Genomic DNA, 19,699 nt, shown 5'->3' with positions numbered 1-19,699 from the left:
ATGGCCTGATGTTGCTGGCTGCACATGCTGTCATTCGCGCATTCAACATTGCATCACGCGGTCCCAGTCTTTCCAAACCGGTTCATATCCTTTACTTTTAATCATTTCCGCAATGACCTTCGGACTACGCTCGTCGGAAATCTCAAATTGCTCCAATGATTCGGGCTCTACCGCATATCCCCCCGGATTGGTTTTGGAACCAGCACTGATGGACGTAATCCCAAGCTGCACGCAATGGTTCCTGAACTTTTCCGATTCACGCGTAGACAGCGATATCTCCACTTCCTCATTAAACAAACGATAGGCACAAATGAGTTGCACCAGTTCGCGGTCATTCATTTCAACTTTGGGTTCCAAACCACCCGAAAAGGGGCGGAGACGAGGAAAAGACAGGCTGTAACGGGTTTGCCAATAGGTTTTTTCAAGATAATTTAAGTGTAGCGCCGTAAAAAAACTGTCTGTTCGCCAATCTTCCAAACCGATCAGCACACCCAAACCCATTTTGTGAATACCCGCCTGCCCAAGCCTGTCGGGCGTTTCCAGACGATAATTAAAGTTAGCTTTTTTTCCTTTAGGATGGTGCTTTTTATAATCTTCTTTGTGATACGTTTCCTGATAAATCAGCACGGAGGTCAGCCCAAGCGGGATCAGTTCTGTATATTCTTCGGTGTCCAGAGGCTGCACTTCCATGGAAACCTGGGCAAAATACGGTCTGATCAATTGCAATACCTTTTTGAAATATTCGACGTGGACGGTTTGATTGGCTTCCCCGGTAACCAAAAGGACATGTTCGTAACCAAGGCTTTTAATGACCGCTACTTCACGTAAAATTTCTTCTTCGGTCAGTGTTTTTCTTCGCACTTTATTATCCAGACTAAACCCGCAGTAGGTGCAGATATTGGTGCATTCGTTGGAAAGATACAGCGGAATATATAACTGAATGGTTTTGCCGAAACGTTTTTGCGTCAGCTTCTGGCTCAGTTGTGCCATGGGTTCGAGATAACCGGCCGCAACGGGGGAGATCAATGCTTTGAAATCTTCCAGCGTTCTTTTGGAAGTATTCAGCGCGTTTTCTACATCCGTTTTGGTCTTGGAATAAATGCTCTCCTTGACCTGATCCCAGCTGTATGACTCGAATAAATCTTTAAAACTCATCATCTAAAAAGGCTGTTAATGGACTGCTGGCTACGGCAAAATTTCCCTGTTTGGCAAGTCTGGCATGATAAGCCATGCGCCCGGCCTCGACGGCAAGTTTAAAAGCAATCGCCATTTGCACGGGATCTCCGGCAACGGCAATGGCGGTATTGACCAAAACGGCATCAGCACCGATCTCCATGGCCTGAGCCGCATGAGAAGGGGACCCGATCCCGGCATCGACAATCACGGGAATTTTACTTTGTTCAATGATAATTTCCAGGAAATCAAGCGTTTTTAAACCTTTATTGCTTCCGATCGGCGAGCCAAGCGGCATTACCGCGGAGGCCCCGGCATTTTCCAGGCGCTTGCATAAAACCGGGTCGGCGTGGATGTAAGGTAAGATCACGAAACCCAGTTTTGCCAGCTCTTCCGTCGCTCGCAGCGTTTCTATCGGATCTGGCATCAGGTATTTGGGATCGGGGTGGATTTCCAGTTTGATCCAGTTTGTTTCGAGTGCTTCTCTTGCCAATTGTGCCGCAAAAACAGCTTCTTTGGCATTTCTGACGCCGGATGTATTGGGTAATAAATTGATTTTCGGGTGTTTCAGATGTAAAAGAATATCATCTTCCTGGCTCGTAACGTCGACGCGCCGCAAGGCAACGGTGACGAGCTCGGACGCGGAAGCAACCAGTGCATCCTCCATTAATTGGGAAGAACTGAATTTTCCGGTGCCCGTAAACAGGCGGGAGGAGAATTCTTTATCGGCTATTTTTAACATAGAATTTCATTAATTTTTTGAACCAGCTCTTTTCTGTTTGATGCGCCAATAATCGATCCGGACATGGCCACGCCATGAATTCCGGTTTGCAGTATGGGGGCAATATCTTCGGTATTAATTCCGCCGATGGCGATCACGGGGATGGAATAACCCAGCTCTTTTAAGGTGCTTAATAAAAAACGATACCCTTCCAGCCCGACGATCGGACTCAGGTTTTGTTTCGTTGCGGTAAACCGGAATGGCCCCAGACCAACGTAATCCGCGCCTTCGTTAATACGGTTGAGAATATCTTCCAAGGTGTTGGCAGTGCCTCCGATGATCATCTCATTACCAACTATTTTTCTGGCGTCGGGTATAGGCATATCGTTTAAGCCAAGATGCAAACCGTAGGCTCCGACCTGTTTGGCGACAGCTGGAAAATCGTTGATGACGAGTTTTGCCTGGTAGTTGTCAGTGAGTATTTTGGCTTCAAATGCCGTCTTTAAAACAGTTTCAGGTAACTCATTTTTCATTCGCAACTGTATCCAGCGGCATCCGGCATCCAGCGCAAGCTTGATACTTTCCAGATGCGAGGTGTCTCTAGTTTGGTTGGATATGAATTGTAATTTATCGATCATGGTTGGTACGGATTCCCTCCCAGGGTTGCACCCTGGGTTGAGATATGTCGCCCCTTTGGGGCTGTTCGTTATTTGATTCTATTAGTTTTATGAATTTTTCGGGGACTGATTTTGGGTCTTTCCATAAGGTGCCTAAAACTGCTGCACCGTCAAAATTCATTGTCTTCACTTTTTCCAGATTTGTAATATCGATTCCACCGAGCGCTATGATGGGGATTTTCTTTGTTTCTGCACGAAGAAAAAAGTCTGCCCGTAAAGCACTTTTATAGCCTGTTTTTGAAATGCTGTCAAACACGGGGCCGAAAAATGTATAACTGAACACTTTAGACAGCTTTGATATTTCGGCTAATTCATGGATCGAAGTACTTAACAGGTACCCTTCGGATTTTAAATTTTCCAAATTTTCGGGCGAAGCCAGTTTTCTGTCTTTTTCTGTAAAATGAAGTCTTTTTATACCAAACTCGTGAGCCAGATGGTGATGCTGGTGCATCGCTATTCTGTCAATAAAATCAGTTTCGATTTTCAGTAGCAACTCTTTCAGCCACTTTGGGCTGCTTGCCGGTTTACGTATGTGCAAACACACCAATCCTTCCCTGAAAAGGCTGTTGATAAGCTCAGCCTCGTCAGGGATGAATTCAGGATCGGATAGGACTAATAATTTCATTACAGATAGATCTCGCTTCCTTTGTTTGCGAATTCACGAGCCTTTTCCTGCATGCCTTCTTCGAGTACAACTTCTTCCATCAAACCATTTTCTTCGGCGTAGTCGCGTACATCCTGCGTGATTTTCATCGAGCAGAAATTAGGTCCGCACATCGAGCAGAAATGTGCAATTTTGGCTCCTTCTGCCGGAAGGGTTTCATCGTGGAATTCTTTGGCTGTATCCGGGTCAAGCGAAAGGTTAAACTGGTCTTCCCACCGGAATTCAAAGCGCGCTTTGCTTAAAGCATTGTCGCGGTATTGTGCGCCCGGATGCCCTTTGGCAAGGTCAGCCGCATGTGCTGCGATTTTATAGGTGATTACGCCATCTTTTACATCTTTTTTGTTGGGCAAACCTAAATGTTCCTTAGGGGTAACATAACAAAGCATGGCCGTCCCAAACCAGCCGATCATAGCGGCTCCGATGGCGGAGGTAATGTGGTCGTAACCCGGCGCGATATCCGTTGTTAATGGTCCCAGTGTGTAAAATGGCGCTTCCTGACAATGTTCCAGTTGCTTTTCCATGTTCTCTTTAATCAGGTGCATGGGGACGTGACCAGGGCCTTCGATGATCGTTTGCACGTCATGTTTCCAGGCAATCTTGGTTAATTCTCCCAAGGTTTCAAGCTCTGAGAATTGTGCAGCGTCGTTGGCATCGGCGATACAACCTGGACGCAATCCGTCACCCAGCGAAAAAGCGACATCATAAGCCTTCATAATCTCGCAAATTTCTTCAAAATGCGTGTACAGGAAATTCTCTTTGTGATGCGCCAGACACCATTTTGCCATAATGGAACCACCTCTGGAAACAATTCCGGTAATGCGTTTTGCCGTAAGTGGAATATATCTTAACAAAACACCAGCATGGATGGTAAAATAATCGACGCCTTGTTCGGCTTGCTCAATTAAGGTGTCGCGGAACAATTCCCAGGTCAGGTCTTCTGCTTTGCCATTTACTTTTTCGAGCGCCTGGTATATCGGGACGGTGCCGATCGGAACCGGTGAATTACGGATAATCCACTCGCGGGTCTCATGAATATTTTTCCCCGTGGAAAGGTCCATGATCGTATCAGCACCCCATCGGCAGGCCCACACAGCCTTTTCAACTTCTTCTTCAATGCTGGATGAAACTGCTGAATTACCAATGTTTGCATTAATTTTTACGAGGAAATTCCGGCCAATAATCATCGGTTCACTCTCGGGGTGATTGATGTTTACGGGGATTACGGCCCGTCCTGCCGCTACTTCCGAGCGGACAAACTCAGGTGTGATGAAATTTTTGGGCGTATTGGCACCAAAGCTGTGACCACCATGCTGATGTGCCAGCGGGGCTGCTTTGCCATTCAGTTCCTTAATTTGCTCTTCAATCCGCTGGTTTTCACGGATTGCGATATATTCCATTTCTGTCGTTATGATTCCCTTTTTGGCATAATGTAACTGCGAAACGTTCTGACCGGATTTGGCGCGAAAAGGTTTGCTGATGTGTGCAAAACGCAAAGAATCCAGACTTGCGTCATTCTTCCTTTTTGTACCATATTCAGAAGAAATCGTATCGAGTTGTTCAACATCTCCGCGGTTCAAAATCCAGGAGGTTCTTAGCGGTTCGAGACCTTTTTTTATATCGATTTCGATATTGGGATCGGTAAACGGGCCGCTGGTGTCATAAACGGTAACGGCTGGATTTTTTTCGGTTAATCCTGCTCTTCCGTGTACTTTCGTGTCGGTCAGCGATATTTCCCGCATAGCAACCGAGATATCGTGGATCTGGCCTTTGACGTAGATCTTTTTTGAATTAGGAAAAGGTGTACGGGTAATTACTTCCGTGTTGGGCGTTTTTTCGATTTTCATGATGATAAGGTTTGACTGTCAGCGACGGACGTTAGGGCCTGATCGGAAACAGCGATGTGACAGATAATTCGGAGTGAAATATTTTGAGGATCAGCCGCCTTGTGTGGCTTTGATCAGGGTGACTTTATCGTCAGGGTTAAGCAGGCGAACCGGCCATTCGGACTTGGGAATAATAGCCTGGTTGACTGCAACGGCAATTCCTTTTGTAGCATTTGAAAAAAAAGTGGACACAAGTTCTTCAACCGAAGCATGTTCGGGAATTTCTGTGCGTTGCTGGTTGATGCTGATTTCCATTCTGAATCGTGTTTTGTAATAAAACTTCAGGAATGGACCTTGCGAAAGATTCATTAAGATACAAGAGCAGTATCTCTTACTTTTCCCTATCGGCAGTACTAACTGCATCAGGTTCAAAGGGTATTATCTCAGTCCGCATACGGGACACCCCTAAAGTTTCCGTAAAGCTATTGGGAAAAATGGAGTTTCCAAAAAAAATAAATCAAACCAGCTTTTAGCGGTAAGATAAACTGTGAAATTTTTGCTAATAATCAGGTAACTTTGGCCTAATCAAATAAACACCACAAATTGAATCAGGTTTTAATGGATCTTATTATCAGAAATGCTGCTCCGCGGGATCTCCCCGTGATACTGGAAATAATCAATCATGCCATTCTTACTTCTACCGCCATTTATGATTACGAGGTCCGGACGCTGGAAGAACAAACAGCCTGGTTCGAGAAAATGGTTAACGATGGAATGCCTGTTATTGTGGCAGAATTCGAGGGTGGGGTCGTTGGTTATGGTTCGTATAGTATCTTTCGTCCAAAAATAGGATACAAATTCAGTGTGGAGCATTCCATTTATCTTGACGAGAAGTCAAGGGGACTGGGCGTGGGCGGTAAGCTGCTGGGAAGTTTGATCCAGCGTGCGAAAGAGTCAGGGCTTCATACGATGATCGCCGGCATTGACGCTGCAAACCGAGGAAGTATCGAATTTCACAAAAAATATGGCTTTGTAGATAAGGGTTATCTCCGGGAGGTAGGCTTTAAATTCGACCAATGGCTTGATCTTGTCTTCATGCAATTGATATTGGCTGAGGAATAATCTACTCACCATCGAGATCATATCCATCCGTGATCGGATTCACCGGGCGAGAGTCATCGGGCGTTGCCCGATGCTAAGTTATGACGCCCTTTCAGGGCTTGGGCGTCATAACTTGCATGTTTTTTTGTTAATGGGCTCTGCCCGTTTCAACGTAGGTAGCCTCGTCTCCGGTTGGTTTACGGTGCCAGTAGGATGCCAGGATTGATCCGGTAATATTCATCAGGGGGCCGAAAACCGCCGGCGCAAGTCCTACGGTGGCCATTTTTCCCATTTCTTTGGCGATGCCTGACGCAAGACCGCCATTTTGCATACCAACTTCGATGGCAATGGTGCGGCAATCGCGCTCATTCATTTTGAACAATCTGCCCGACCAGTAACCCAGCGTGTAACCTAGAAGATTATGGATCAATACCAATAAAATTAGTGTTGGGCCGATCGTCAGCAGGCTGTCTCTACCGGCGGCTGTAATGATTACGATAATAAAAGCAATACCCGACATCGAAACCAGCGGCATGGCATCGTCCAGCCATTTTGCTTTTCCGGTGAATAATTTGTTGAAAATTAATCCTGCTCCGATCGGTAAAATCACCATTTTGACGATATCCCACATCATGTGAAGCATATCAATTTCTACAAAAGCACCGGCATAAAGTTTCATCAACATAGGCGTCATAATAGGGGCAAGCATTGTAGAAATGGCCGTAATGGTAATCGAAAGTGCAAGATTTGCTTTCGCCAGATAAGAGATCACGTTCGAAGCCATGCCGTTTGGCGAACACCCGATCAGGATGATACCGGCAGCAATTTCAGCTGGAAAACCGCTGACGCTGGCCAGGGTAAATCCTAAAAGCGGCATAATTAAAAAGTGGCTGAATACCCCTATAAAAACACCTCTCGGCATTCTAACCACACCGACGAAGTCATCAAAACTCATAGAAGTTCCCATACCAAACATGATGAGCTGGATGAGCGGGGTAATTAAAACGGCAAATTTAAACCCGTTAAATTCCTGGAAATATTGAGGATAGCACAACGCCGTGGTAACCGCTGCAAAAATTATTGTTGTATAGGTGAATCCTTTGAGTGTTTCCGAACCTCTAAAACTGATCGCCAAAGCAAGAAAGAAACCTATGAAGAATGGACCGGCCTCTGCGAGACTCCCGGTCATGACGAGATAGAGCGCGACAACCAGGCACAATATAGCAATACCAGATAAAAGCTTATAAATGTTCATAAAAATATGTTAATTATGCAATTTCAAAACGGATGCATTTTTAGGAAGAAAAATGGAAATGATACTTCCGCTTTTCTTCCCAGATTTATTTACCAGGTTCTTTTTTTCATGTATTCGTCCAAATCAGAACGTTTCATCGGAAGCTCCTTTGGATTTTTATCCAGCCATTTAAGAAAGTCCTCTTTCAGAGTATCGGACCATTGGCTGTCAATCTGGCCGGGCGCATATTTTCCCTCTTTCAGCATCTGTATGGCGAACTTGTCCCGGATAGTTAAAAATTCAGCGGTTAGAATAACTTTTTCAGCCATATGTGATGGTATAAAAATAACCCCTTCTCTTTTTGCCAAAACGAGATCTCCAGGCAACACCACCGCTCTTCCAATGCGGATTGGCGTGTTTAAACCCGTTAGTACGACGTCTTTCAAATAGGAAGGATCCCAATCTCTTACAAAAGCATTGAAGCCTTGAATTTGGGAAAGTCCGTCTAAATCACGTGCAGAGGCATCAAAAACAACTCCATTCCCTGTTTTAGAGAAAATTGAATTGCCTAGATTATCGCCGATCAATGTTCCGCTGGCAATTTTCCCAAAACCGTCCGCTACATAAACGTCCCCTTTGGATAACATTTCGATCGGCCAGGAATTGGTGTTTCCCGAACGCCCGTTTTTGTTACCTCGTTCTTTAATATTTTTTTCAAGATCAGGTCGCGAAGGCATAAACTGGGCTGTCAGTGCGCGGCCTGAAACAGTTACGTCGGTATGGATCATTTTCCAGTTGCCATCAAACTGACAGTTGTAGCCTTCATTCTGAAGGACCACCCAGGCTTCTTCAATCGATATATTTTTAACGCGGCGGACAAGATCATCCGATACTTTCGGCCTTCCGTCAGGGAATCTTTCACCTTTCCATTCCGAGGTAAGGAAAGTGAGTTCTTCTTTTGAAATGGTTTGGGCCTGCGACTGGCGGGAAAAACTTAAGCTGAATAAAAGTGCTGCGGCAGCAATGAATTTAAATTTCATGAAGTTGATTGGATATGACTGAGGGCTGACAAGCTAAATTTGGACTGCATACCTTTTACATCACTGTATTGGTTTGCAATCCAAAATATAAAGGCAAATTACCCTCTGATTTACTAAAATCTATTTTAATTTCTTTTTGATAAAACGATCGGCGTGGTGATTCCATTTAAATCATAAACCACTTTTCCAGCGCGAATTGTAAGTTCGCATTCCAGTTTTTCTTTTCCCGTAATTTTCGTTCCTGTGTAGTCAAAGAAGCCAAAAACGCCGGTGTCATTCATGCTGAAATTCCCTTTAAGCATACGCAGCACGGCTACATCGGCAAGGCCTCCAACGGTTAAACTGCCAAGCTGTTCTCTGTGAATGGCCTGTGCCGGGGCCCAGGTACTCGCTTTGATAACGCTTTGCAGGTCCATTCCCATGGCAAGGAACTTGGACATGACATTCAGCATATCTTTCATGGCGTTGTTCATACTGCCGGTGTGAATATCCGTGCTGATCGTGTTGGGATAAAACCCGCTTTTAACGGCCGGAATCGCCTGGGAAAAAGCAAAACTGATCCCACCATAACCAACATCAAAAAGGATTCCTTTTTTACGTGCTTCGTAAACGAACGGTTTTATTTTACCCGTCTTAACATCCAGAATGGGTTCGCGGCTTGCCAACTGGCCAAAACAATGGGTGAAAATATCGCCGGGACGTAGATGCTGCAAAAACAATTCTTCAATCGAGAGTACCGGTGTGCTTCCGCCAAAGTCGATCATGACAGGAATATTGGCCAGTTTTCCGGCTTCAACGGCCTTGTCCGTAGGCGTCCAGTCATGGCCGTTAAAGTGGGCCAATTTAACACCGACAACATAGTCCGGGTTTTCTTTGGCGACTCTTGCCGTATTAACCGGGTCCATATCCGCAATATTTTGCTCATAAGTTCCGCCACGCATACCTTCTCCAACAATGTTCAAAAACGACAGTACACGCGTTTTTGAAATGTCGATGGTCTGTTTTTTGAAGTCGGCAAAAGATTTCCAGCCCGCACAACCCGCATCAACCACCGTTGTAACCCCCGTACGCAGCGTAAAGCCATCCGGCGGAAGCGCATTAGGTCCATTGCTGTAAGTCTGGTCCATTTTTGTTCCGAAGAAGTTGTGGGAGTGCATGTCAATTAACCCAGGTGTTACATACATCCCTTTGGCATTCACCACCTGAACAGCAAGTTTCGGATCAATGTTTTTTGCCACGCTTTTTACCGTGTCGCCGTTAAGCGCAACGTCCATGATGCCATTGATGTTATTTTTTGGGTCGATCACGTGACCGCCTTTGATCAGGATGCTGTATTTCTGGGCATTTGCGGAAATACTGCAACAGCCCGCCAGAATACAAATGGATAAAAATATTCGTTTCATATTACGGATTTAGGAATAGTTAATGACCACTGTTTGCCGATCTTAAGTAGTGGAAAAAAATAGTTTATATTATTAATTTTTATAATAATCTATTAATCATCTGGTTACTGAGCTAATCGCTTATGGCCAACAGCTACTTAATCTAATCAATCAGGATATTTTTGAAAGTTCCTCTTTTAATCTTGTAGCAACAATTTTATCCTGTCCGGGCTTAAGCATCCAGGCTGTTACGTTGACACCACCTTTTCCACCACCGCCAACTTCGATAGACGGCGTTCCTTTTCGCATCGCTTCCATCAGATCTTTGCCTTCGAATTTTGTTTTCGAAGTATCCCAGCTGATTTTTAAAGTCGGTGTGTGATTTCCCAAAGGGTTCACGGTAACCTGCGTAGAAACGCCCGGAATTGTTTTGACTGCATTTTCAATCAGGGCTACGCTGGTTTCCCAGCTTTTCCAAAGTTTGTTGTAGTCCTGGTTAATGAATTTTTCCACAGCCACATACATGCCCAGAATTTCTTCTTTGTTTACCTTCATCCCGCGACCGATATTGAAACCGCGGGGTGGCATATGCTGACGTGCAGCGGCAATAATTTCTTTTTTACCCATTAATAATCCCGCACTCTGCGGGCCGCGCATGGCCTTTCCGCCGGAAACGACTACAAAGCTGAAACCCATGTCGTTAAATTTCCACAGGTTTTCTACCGGTGGTACGTCCGCAGCGATATCTATGGAAGTAGGGATATTGTGTTTTTTACCGATGGCAACCCATTCTTCGTGCATAATTTTTCCCTGATCCGACTGGATATGTAAAAAGTGCATCAAAGCGGTTCTTTCATTGATTGCTTTTTCAAGCTCTTCTACCGTTTCCACCATCACCATTTTGCAACCCGTGTTGGTCAAGGCATGGTTGTAAACGATGTCGTGACCTTTCTGGCAGATCACCTCCGACTTCATACCGGTGTATTCCAGATGAGGCAGTTGCTGCACTTTTTTTAGGTCCATACCCGTCAATATTCCGGCAAGGCCCAGTGTCATGGCCGAGAATGCGCCGGAAGTAACAACAGCCGCTTCTGAATGTACAAGTTTGGCGATTTTCTCACCCACCTTATCCTGTAATTCGTCAAGCATGCAAAATTCTTTCGATGCGTAGTTGATCGTTTCAAGTACTTCATCCTGCATCAGCGAACCGGTCATGTAGGTAAGGGTTCCGGCGGCATTGATGAAAGTGCGCACACCTAATTCTTTAAATAAATCTCTTGGAGCCGGTACTTTCGGACCCGTTGAAGCGATGGCCGATTGAAAAGGAATTGCGCCCCCCACCAGGCCACCCAAAAGAGGTACGGTCGACAGACGTTTGATTAGTTTTCTTCTGCTAAGCATGATATTACGGCACTGAAATGGTTAGGGATAGGAATAAAAATGTCACTGAGTGATCGGGGAGACCAGTCTCAGTGACATTTGTTTTTTACTAGATATAAGCGATGCAGTCGATTTCAACGAGTGAATCTCCGGGTACGCCACCATACACCGCAACGGTTGTACGAACTGGTGGTTTGCTGCCGAAACGACCTTTGTATGCTTCATTCATAGCCTTGTAATCGTTAAGGTCATGAAGGAATACGCTGCATTTTAAAACTTTGCTCATGGAAGAACCTGCGGCGATCAATTCTTTTTCTAACTCATCCAAAACATGTTTGGTGTGCGCAGTAATGTCGCCTTCAAAATGGGCTCCTTTTCCGGCAATGAAAACCATGTTATTGAATTTGGTATGCCCTGAAAACAGTGGTACATCCTGATGGTTAACAACATTTCCAACTTCCTTTTCAGGTGCTGCCTCCAAAGCTTTTGCTTGTGAAGAAGCGATGCCAAGACCTGTTACACCAGCTACCGAGGCGAATAATTTTTTGAGGATCGATCTGCGTTCTGTTTTCATACGGCTATTGTTATTTGAAAAAAAATGAATTTGCGACATTATTTATCCCACCACACAACACTGGAAAGGTCATTGGTACCTCCCTGTCTGGTTCTGGCTTCGATGAAGTTATCCTTATTGTAGGTGCCTTCTGAATCAGGGATCTGGAATCTGGTAGGGATTTTGCCTCCGGTCAGGTTACCAGGATAATTTGTTGGGGTTAACTTAGGATATCCGGTACGTCTCCAGTTGGAGAAAATTTCGTATTCGTCTTCCAAAAATAACGTTACCCATTTCTGCGTTCCGATCTGCTCCATTTTTTCATCAACGGTACCGGCGGTTTTGAAAGCATTGGCTGCGAGGTATGCGTTGATTTTGGCATCTGAAATTACACCTGCAGTACCGAACAATGTCCATTGCTTAAGGCCGGAAGTGACGGCGCTGTTGTATTCGGCTTCCGCAGTTGTGGCGGTATACCATCCACGAAGCGAGGCTTCTGCTAAAAGCAAATGCACTTCCGCACTTGTGAATACCAGTAATGGCGCATTGTATTTCAAAATGGTTGCCGGATTAGGCTCAGAATACGTGTCGAAATCGGCAGGACGGGAATTGAAAGCTGCATTCGGCATTCCTTTTTGAAGCGCCGTAGCGGTATCTGCAACATAAGGAGCGTTTGCAGAGGCTTTTGTCCAAACTACTGAAATGACATTCAAACGAGGATCTTTGGTCGTTTTCAAATGATCAATCAACGTTTTGGCGAATTTACCACCTTCCACATTATCTGCACCCGGCGAGATATAGTCGGAATTCATCAAACCGGTAGCAATAAAGTTTCTGCTTGCTGTAACCGAACCATCCACGTAGGCTATTGTAGCAATGTCGGAATCACTCGTAATAACCCCTCCGGCAATAGCTTTCTGAACCCAGGTTTTGGCCATAGCCGGATCCACCTGTGTAAGCCGCATCCCCAGACGAAGCATCAGAGAATATCCGAATTTTTTCCATTTGGTAATATCTCCTCCATAAATCAAATCAGCTTTCGCAAAAGTAGTTTTGGAGGCATCAAATGCATTGATGGATGCTTCAAGCTCCTTCAATAAATCCGCGTAAATAGCCGATTGCTGATCATACTTCGGTGTGTAATTTTTATCCGTAAGTGCCTTGGCAGCATCAGAATATGGGATATCTCCGTACAGGTCCGTAAGCCTGTGGTAAATGTAGGCTCTCCAGATACGTGATGAGGAAAGTTTATTTACATCATCGGCAGATTTGGAAAGCGCATCGATCACTTGTTCGATATCAATGACTGCACCCTGGGTGGTCTGATCTGTACCACCGTACATTCCCCAGCTGCCGGTAGAATACGTATAGTTGAAATATTTATCTCCAGCCGCAGGTACCTCTTTATAAGTTGCGAAATGCTGCATGGATCCACCGATGGTAAGATAGGCAGCGCCTGTATAATTATTGCTGACAGCCGAAAGTTGTGCTCTTGTAAACAGGAAGCCCGGAACTACTTCAAGTGAGGCATTCGGGTTGATGTTCATTTCTTCAAACCCGTTGTCGCAAGAGGCAAAGAGCAGGGCTGCGGGAGCCAGATATAGTAATCTTAAAAACTTTTTCATATTCACTAAAATATTTTAATGATTAAAATTTCACTGTTAGGTTCAGGCCAAGACTTCTTGTTCTTGGTACCCCAAATGCTTCAAGTCCCTGTGCATTACCATTGGTATAGCTGGATTCAGGATCGAAATAATTGTTTTTCTTATCCTTATAAAGCAGCAGCAGGTTACGACCAACCAGTGAAACCGAAGCAGATTGTAATTTCATGAATGACATTTTACTTACAGGTAGGTTGTAGCTCAAAATCACCTGACGAAGCTTGATAAAGTCATTATTGAAAGTGAACATGGACGTGTAATTCTTGTCGTTATCATAGTAAGTATCAATTTCCTCTTTTTTCCAGGTTTTGCTGAATGGGGCTCCTTCAGGCGTAACACCTGTAACAGTTAAACCATTTTCACGTCCGGGCAGGGTTTCTTTTGGCAAGCCGAAACGGTAGGCGTACTGGTACATGTTTGAGTAAACGATACTTCCGAACTTACCATCCACCAGAATGTTCAAAGAGAAATTTTTATACTTGAAAGTATTGGTGATACCCATCGTCAATGGCGGGATACCTCTTCCAAGTTTTTCAAGGTCGCCACGTACTGCATAACCGCTGGCTGTGTTGTACACGATGTTACCTTTATCGTCTGTTTTTTTCTTGAAACCCCAAACTTCGCCGTAAGATCCGCCAACTTTATTGTTGATTACACCGCCACCAACACCCGTTCCTACGGTAAGTGTAGGCAAATTGTCCGCTAACTGGATGATCTCACTTTTGTTGTAAGCCATGTTGTAGCTCACATCCCAGGTGAAGTTGGTTTTTTTAAGGGGCGTACCCGTGATCAGTAATTCAATCCCTTTGTTGCTCAATTCACCAACATTCAGAAGCGCCTGCGTGTAGCCGGATGATGCTGCGATATCACTTTTTACAATATCGTTCGTTGTCTTACGATTGTAAAGCGTTACATCAAGTCCCAGACGATTGTGTAAAAATCTTGCTTCAAGACCCGCTTCGTAAGTCGTTGAAGTTAAAGGTCTCAAATTTGGATTGGGTACCAATGATGAGTTTAACTGCTGAACCGGCTGGCCATTGTGACCACCCTGTGCCATGGCATAGCTTTGGTAAATGATATAGGGATCCACCGTTGCACCACCCACCTGTGCCCATGAACCGCGAAGTTTTGCAAAACTCACGGCAGATGGCAATTTGAACGCTTCGGAAAGGATAAAAGTACCACCCACAGCAGGATAGAAAATGCTGTTGCTTGCAGCATTCAAAACAGAGAACCAGTCCTGACGTCCCGACATGGTGATGTAAGCCAATCCTTTATAACCTACGTCAACCGAACCAAATAAGGAATTGATACCGGTTTTTGCGTAGTACGGTGTCGTGGTAGATGTAGCCAGGTTGGTGAAACTATAAAAATACGGGATCGTAAATTCCGTTCCCCGGTAGGTTGTTTCATCATAAATGCTTCTTTGCATGTTACCACCTGCCATAGCAGAGAAACTCAGATTTTCAAAGAAGTTGGTATTGTAATTCAACGTTAACATGCCGTTGGTTTCCGAAGAAGTCGTAGATCTTGATTCATAGGTTCCTAACGGTTGAAAAGCATTGTTTGTAGGGACAATGAATTCGTATTTGAAATTATAGTAATCCTGACTTACACTACCTTTTACGAATAAATTATCTAGGATGTCATAACGGATATTAGCCTGACCCAGGAAACGATTTTTCTTGTCATCGTTTTTGAATTTATTAACAACCATGTAAGGGTTTGGTGCAGCCGGTACCGGATTCCACTGGATCTCATTTCCGGACGCGTCATAGCCAGGAGCCAGGCTTCTGATGTCAACGGTGTTGGCAATCAAATACGTTGCCCAGTGCGGGTTATAATCGGCGTATCCAACTTTCGGGCGGTTGTGACCTTCTTCAATATTGTACTGAACAACCGTTTCGATACTTAGTTTTTTGCCAAGATTGGCATTGACGTTTAAGTTGGCAATGCGTCTTGTAAAATCCGAATTCGGTACAATGGCATTTGATTTTGTATTATTTAAACCGAAACGAAAATTGACAACTTCATTACCACCCGTAAAAGCTACTGAGTTAATATAGTTTGTACCCGTTCTGTAAAAGTTTTTCAGGTTATCTTTCTGAGGCGAATACGCGTGCATTTTGCCATCTACCTGTATGACCTGTGAACCGTCCATTTTCGCTCCATAAGACAAACGACCTGTACTTTTAGCCTGATCCAGTGTGGTTGGTTTTACGCCATCCAAACCTTGGCCATATTCATACTGCCAGTCAGGAATGATCGATAAATTGTCTGTTGTGAAATTGCTGTTTACTTCAACTCCGATACCTTTTTGCGCACGTCCTTTTTTAGTTGTGATCAAAATGACACCGTTGGAGGCACGTGCACCGTACAAAGCCGCTGCCGGGCCACCTTTCAAAACGCTGATCGATTCGATGTCGTCAGGGTTAATCCCTCCGATACCATCACCACGGTCGGTGTTGTTACCTTCCCCGTTGGAAGCGTTACCACCACCCGGTACGCTGTTGTCCATCGGCATACCGTTGATCACGTATAAAGGCTGGTTGTTTCCGCTCAGAGAGCCGTTACCACGAATGATAATACGGCTTGATCCGCCCGGACCTGTTGACATCCCCGTGGCATTAACACCGGCAATTTTACCGGTAAGGGCGTTTGCCACGTTGTTTTCACGTGCTTGTGTAAATTCGCTGCCTTTTACTTCGGTCACGGCATAAGCCAATGCTTTTTTCTCTTTGGAAATACCAAGCGCCGTTACCACCACTTCATTAAGCGCTTTGGCTTCCGGAGCAAGCTGAACGGAAATTTCCGATTTGCCGCCTACGGGTACATCCTGCGACGTGTAACCAACAAAGCTGAATGTTAAAACTGCGGTGGTCAGTTCTCCATCAGGAATTTCAAGAGAATACTTGCCATCCGCATTGGAGGAAGTACCGCGTTGCGTTCCTTTTACCAAAACACTAACCCCAGGGAGTCCTAAGCCTGTTTCATCGGTTATTGTTCCGGTTATATTTTTTTTTGGCGCTTCCTTGATTGAAGGCTTTGTTTCGGTCGTACTTTGTTCGCGCTTTAAAATGATGCGATCCTGGACGACTTCATAAGTCACGTTATATGGCGATAGAATTTTTCCAAGTACCTCGGACAACGACTCATCCTGGAACTTGAAAGAACCTTTTTGATTATTAAAGATTTGAGGGTTATACATGAACTTAACCTTCGTAACATTTTCTATTCTATCCAGTACTTTGTCGATTTCGGCATTGGATAAACGTAAGGTTACTTTTTGATCAAGCACACGCTGTCCGTTCACGCTGTTGGCATGAACGAAGGTCGTGAAGATCACTGCTAATAAAGCTTGATACAGACTCATGCGTATGATTTTCTGCAAAGCATGTTGATAATGTATTGATTTTGACATAATTTTGTTTTTGTCGGGTTAAATGGATTCGGCAAAATGATTCCCAGGTATCCGCAGCAGTGCGGAAGGTGTAATGAGCTTACAAATGGGATGACTGCGGTCGGTGATGTTGGCGCATCATCGACTGTTTTTTTTGGAGCGTAATCAGGCGAAGGTTGTTGTCATAGGCTTAATTTCATTTAGCGTTCATAATCGTTTAGGTTGCAGGGAATGCCCGTTTATTTCTGAAATCGGTAATGCTTTTTTAATACCGCGCTTGTGTGTTTTTTGGTGAAAGCGACTGGATTTAGCCTTTTTAAAGATTATTTACTCATTTTGATAGGAGCAGCCTTTGCTGTAAATGATAATACTTGCGTCAAGTTGTTCATACTGTGCGTTAATGGTACGGCAAATCAGGTCTACTTTTTCAAAAAGAGGCTCGTCTGATAATGAAGCGGTCAGATAGCAATTTTTCATGATCTCTGCGTCGAATAAAATTTTGACACCATATGAATTTTCAAGGGCGGTGAAAACATCCTTGATCGGTGTACCCTTGAAGTTAAATGACTGCTTTTGTATCGGTAAGTCAAGAAGTGCCGGATCGGCGATGAGACTTCTGGTCAGGCGGAGATCTTTCGGTGAAAAAACAATCTGCTGATTAGGCGTGAGTATCATGCCGCCAATTTTATTATCAGCCTGTTGTGTTTCCAGATTCTCGCCCGTCAGGGCAAAAACTGAAACTTTCCCTGTTTTAACAACGACCTTCACATCTTTATCGGTGTCAAAGGCGCTGATAATGAAGCTTGTGCCTAATACTTTGGTCACCAGATTATTGGCGTAAACGTAAAAGGGTTGCTCCGGGTTTTTAGCAACTTCAAAGAAAGCCTCCCCGGAAAGAAATACCTCTCTTTTTGTACTTGTAAAGGACTTCGGATAGCTGATGCTGCTTTTAGGTTGCAGCAAGACTGTACTTCCGTCCTGTAAAGAAACCAGTTTCGGGTGATCGGTATCATTACCGACCTTTAAAAGCGGTTCTTTAAGCTGGCTGATAATCTGGTTATATAAAGGATTATTTTGTTTGGTCGGAGCATATTTGTTGGTCAGCCACCAGCCAAGACCCAGAATAAACAGAATGGAAGCGGCTGCCCGATACCATTCCGGGCGGAAAACCAATCGCTTTGCAGACGCATTTTCTACGTGTTGTTCCAAAGAAACCGACAGGCGATCTACTTCATCACGCACCTCGTTGTCGCTAACTTTATCGAACGCCTGAAATACGGTGTCCAGTAAATGGCTGGCCTTATCGATCGTGTCTTGTTTGTCTGGATTTTCAGATAACCAGTTTGTCCAGAAATTGCCTGCATCCGTATCATTGGATAGTTTCCAAAGACGGAAGGAATGGTCAACAGCTAGTTCTTCAGGTTGTATATTTCTGTAATCTTGCATCGTAAGTCAGACGGTAGTATTGCGTATTCAGATAAAGGATGTAGAAATCATTGGCTAATACTCTCTTTTGTAAAATTATTTTTTGATTTTTTTTAAAAGAGTGGAATAAACTACGGGTTCGTAGTGAGCGATCGGGAGGTTTCGCTTAATAAATAAGTGTGTAAATAATTAGTATCCAGTGGCTTATAAATGGTATCTGGCTTTTTAACGTAGAAATGGCTTTGAACAGTAAATTGGCAACAGACTGTCTGTTGACGTGCATTAAATCTGCGATCTGCTCATTTTCCAAACCCTCATAAAATTTCAGAAATATGGCCTCTTTCTGGCGTTTCGGAAGTTCATTGATTGCATTTTTTACCCTGCGCTGGCTTTCGGAATACGCCTCGCTTTCTTCAATTTCTGTCTCTATCGTTTGGCTGTCGGTTATCTCTTCAATTTCATCAATATCCAAAAACGGACGCTTGTTACGACGGAACTCCTGTAAAAGCTGGTTGCGGAGAGATTTGAGAAAATAAATGGTAACAAACTGAATATTAATCGTCTGACGTTTTTCCCAGATATGGATTAACAGTTCCTGAATCGCGTCTTTTATATATTCGCGGTCTGTGGTAAAACTGGTGGCGTAGTTGAAAAGCGTGCGGTAAAGTTTATCAGCAAGGTGGCAGAAAGCAACATTGTCTCCGGCTTTTGATTGTTGCCAGAGATCCAGAAGAATTTCATTTTCTAAAAGGATGCGTTGCTTTTTATCCAAGAACATTAATCAATAAGTTATTGTAAAATAACAGTCAAATTATTGAAATATGAAATTTATGGCATAAAAAATATTATTTGCCAGAATATAATATTGTTTGTTTGTGTAATTTCAAAATAAGGTAAAGTTTATGACTGAAAATTTCGAAAAGATAATCCCACCGAATCAGCTAAAAGGCAGAAATTCAGTGGGATTGTCTTTTGATAGACCAATATTGAATGGACTAGATATAGGCGATGCAGTCAATTTCAACCAAGGAATTACCTGGTACGCCTCCGTAAACTGCAACCGTCGTACGAACGGGCGGTTTATTGCCGAAACGTCCTTTGTATGCCGCATTCATTGCTTTGTAGTCGTTCAGGTCATTAAGGAAAACACTGCATTTTAAAACTTTGCTCATGGAAGAGCCCGCTGCGATCAGTTCTTTTTCAAGTTCGTCCAAAACGTGTTTGGTATGTGCGGTAATATCACCTTCAAAGTGGGCACCTTTTCCGGCAATGAAAACCATATTATTGAATTTGGTATGACCTGAAAATAGCGGTACATCCTGCAAAGTAGTAACATTTCCAACCTCTTTTTCAGGTGCGCTGTCTGCCGCGTTGGCAACTGTTCCCAAACCTGCAACACCCGCGATGGATGTGAATAATTTTTTAAGGATTGATCTTCTTTCCGTTTTCATCTTCTAATTGGTTG

17 protein-coding genes and 1 riboswitch are annotated in these 19,699 nt (G+C 44.1%); of the genes, 1 reads left to right on the top strand and 16 read right to left on the bottom strand.

What is annotated here, in order from left to right; genetic code table 11:
* Positions 1-42 precede the first annotated feature (42 nt).
* From thiH to thiS, 6 genes are all read right to left on the bottom strand, one after another.
* Positions 43-1,155, bottom strand: coding sequence for a 2-iminoacetate synthase ThiH (gene thiH, locus RB622_RS01445; protein ID WP_308044744.1), 1,113 nt, complete (start codon positions 1,153-1,155; stop codon positions 43-45).
* Entirely contained in the window at positions 1,145-1,915 is a 771-nt protein-coding gene (locus tag RB622_RS01440; RefSeq protein WP_308044701.1) for a thiazole synthase, read from the bottom strand. Before RB622_RS01440 ends, thiH begins: the two co-directional genes overlap by 11 nt.
* The gene (locus RB622_RS01435) at positions 1,909-2,532 is read right to left on the bottom strand and encodes a thiamine phosphate synthase (RefSeq protein WP_308044700.1); all 624 of its coding nucleotides are present in this window, start codon (positions 2,530-2,532) and stop codon (positions 1,909-1,911) included. Before RB622_RS01435 ends, RB622_RS01440 begins: the two co-directional genes overlap by 7 nt.
* A complete protein-coding gene (locus RB622_RS01430; RefSeq protein WP_308044699.1) occupies positions 2,522-3,196 on the bottom strand; it encodes a thiamine phosphate synthase in 675 nt (224 codons plus the stop codon). Before RB622_RS01430 ends, RB622_RS01435 begins: the two co-directional genes overlap by 11 nt.
* On the bottom strand, positions 3,196-5,079 hold the full coding sequence (thiC, locus tag RB622_RS01425) for a phosphomethylpyrimidine synthase ThiC (RefSeq protein ID WP_308044698.1): 1,884 nt from the start codon (positions 5,077-5,079) through the stop codon (positions 3,196-3,198). The genes RB622_RS01430 and thiC overlap by 1 nt, the downstream gene beginning before the upstream one ends.
* Before the next feature lie 90 nt (positions 5,080-5,169).
* The gene (thiS, locus tag RB622_RS01420) at positions 5,170-5,373 is read right to left on the bottom strand and encodes a sulfur carrier protein ThiS (RefSeq protein ID WP_308044697.1); all 204 of its coding nucleotides are present in this window, start codon (positions 5,371-5,373) and stop codon (positions 5,170-5,172) included.
* Positions 5,374-5,439: 66 nt separating this feature from the next.
* Positions 5,440-5,535: riboswitch (TPP riboswitch) on the bottom strand.
* A gap of 141 nt (positions 5,536-5,676) precedes the next feature.
* Here thiS and RB622_RS01415 point away from each other — a divergent pair.
* Positions 5,677-6,180 carry an N-acetyltransferase family protein gene (locus RB622_RS01415; protein ID WP_308044696.1) on the top strand — a complete coding sequence of 168 codons (504 nt, stop codon included), beginning with the start codon at positions 5,677-5,679 and terminating at the stop codon, positions 6,178-6,180.
* Between the two features lie 127 nt (positions 6,181-6,307).
* Here the strand turns inward: RB622_RS01415 and RB622_RS01410 are convergent, their stop codons facing one another.
* The 10 genes from RB622_RS01410 to RB622_RS01365 all read right to left on the bottom strand — a co-directional run bounded on the left by RB622_RS01410 (position 6,308) and on the right by RB622_RS01365 (position 19,685).
* On the bottom strand, positions 6,308-7,414 hold the full coding sequence (locus RB622_RS01410) for a bile acid:sodium symporter family protein (protein WP_308044695.1): 1,107 nt from the start codon (positions 7,412-7,414) through the stop codon (positions 6,308-6,310).
* Between the two features lie 89 nt (positions 7,415-7,503).
* Positions 7,504-8,433, bottom strand: coding sequence for an RraA family protein (locus tag RB622_RS01405; protein WP_308044693.1), 930 nt, complete (start codon positions 8,431-8,433; stop codon positions 7,504-7,506).
* A gap of 125 nt (positions 8,434-8,558) precedes the next feature.
* The gene (locus tag RB622_RS01400) at positions 8,559-9,836 is read right to left on the bottom strand and encodes an amidohydrolase/deacetylase family metallohydrolase (protein ID WP_308044692.1); all 1,278 of its coding nucleotides are present in this window, start codon (positions 9,834-9,836) and stop codon (positions 8,559-8,561) included.
* A gap of 150 nt (positions 9,837-9,986) precedes the next feature.
* The gene (locus RB622_RS01395; protein ID WP_308044691.1) at positions 9,987-11,216 is read right to left on the bottom strand and encodes an aminotransferase class V-fold PLP-dependent enzyme; all 1,230 of its coding nucleotides are present in this window, start codon (positions 11,214-11,216) and stop codon (positions 9,987-9,989) included.
* A gap of 88 nt (positions 11,217-11,304) precedes the next feature.
* Positions 11,305-11,769 (bottom strand): RidA family protein, encoded by a 465-nt coding sequence (locus RB622_RS01390; protein WP_308044690.1) that lies wholly within the window; start codon positions 11,767-11,769, stop codon positions 11,305-11,307.
* 38 nt (positions 11,770-11,807) lie between these two features.
* The gene (locus RB622_RS01385) at positions 11,808-13,373 is read right to left on the bottom strand and encodes a SusD/RagB family nutrient-binding outer membrane lipoprotein (protein WP_308044689.1); all 1,566 of its coding nucleotides are present in this window, start codon (positions 13,371-13,373) and stop codon (positions 11,808-11,810) included.
* Between the two features lie 22 nt (positions 13,374-13,395).
* Complete coding sequence (locus RB622_RS01380) at positions 13,396-16,830, bottom strand: SusC/RagA family TonB-linked outer membrane protein (protein WP_308044688.1); 3,435 nt, start codon at positions 16,828-16,830, stop codon at positions 13,396-13,398.
* Between the two features lie 306 nt (positions 16,831-17,136).
* Complete coding sequence (locus RB622_RS01375) at positions 17,137-18,255, bottom strand: FecR family protein (RefSeq protein WP_308044687.1); 1,119 nt, start codon at positions 18,253-18,255, stop codon at positions 17,137-17,139.
* Between the two features lie 145 nt (positions 18,256-18,400).
* Complete coding sequence (locus RB622_RS01370) at positions 18,401-19,012, bottom strand: sigma-70 family RNA polymerase sigma factor (RefSeq protein WP_308044686.1); 612 nt, start codon at positions 19,010-19,012, stop codon at positions 18,401-18,403.
* A 217-nt stretch (positions 19,013-19,229) separates the two neighbouring features.
* Positions 19,230-19,685, bottom strand: a complete 456-nt coding sequence (locus tag RB622_RS01365; protein WP_308044685.1) for a RidA family protein — start codon at positions 19,683-19,685, stop codon at positions 19,230-19,232.
* Positions 19,686-19,699: the final 14 nt, after the last annotated feature.

It is taken from the genome of Dyadobacter sp. LHD-138, from assembly GCF_030929615.1.
Taxonomy (GTDB): Bacteria; Bacteroidota; Bacteroidia; order Cytophagales; family Spirosomataceae; genus Dyadobacter.
Note: the sequence above shows the minus strand (reverse complement) of the source record. Positions and strands in the feature narration are given on the sequence as shown.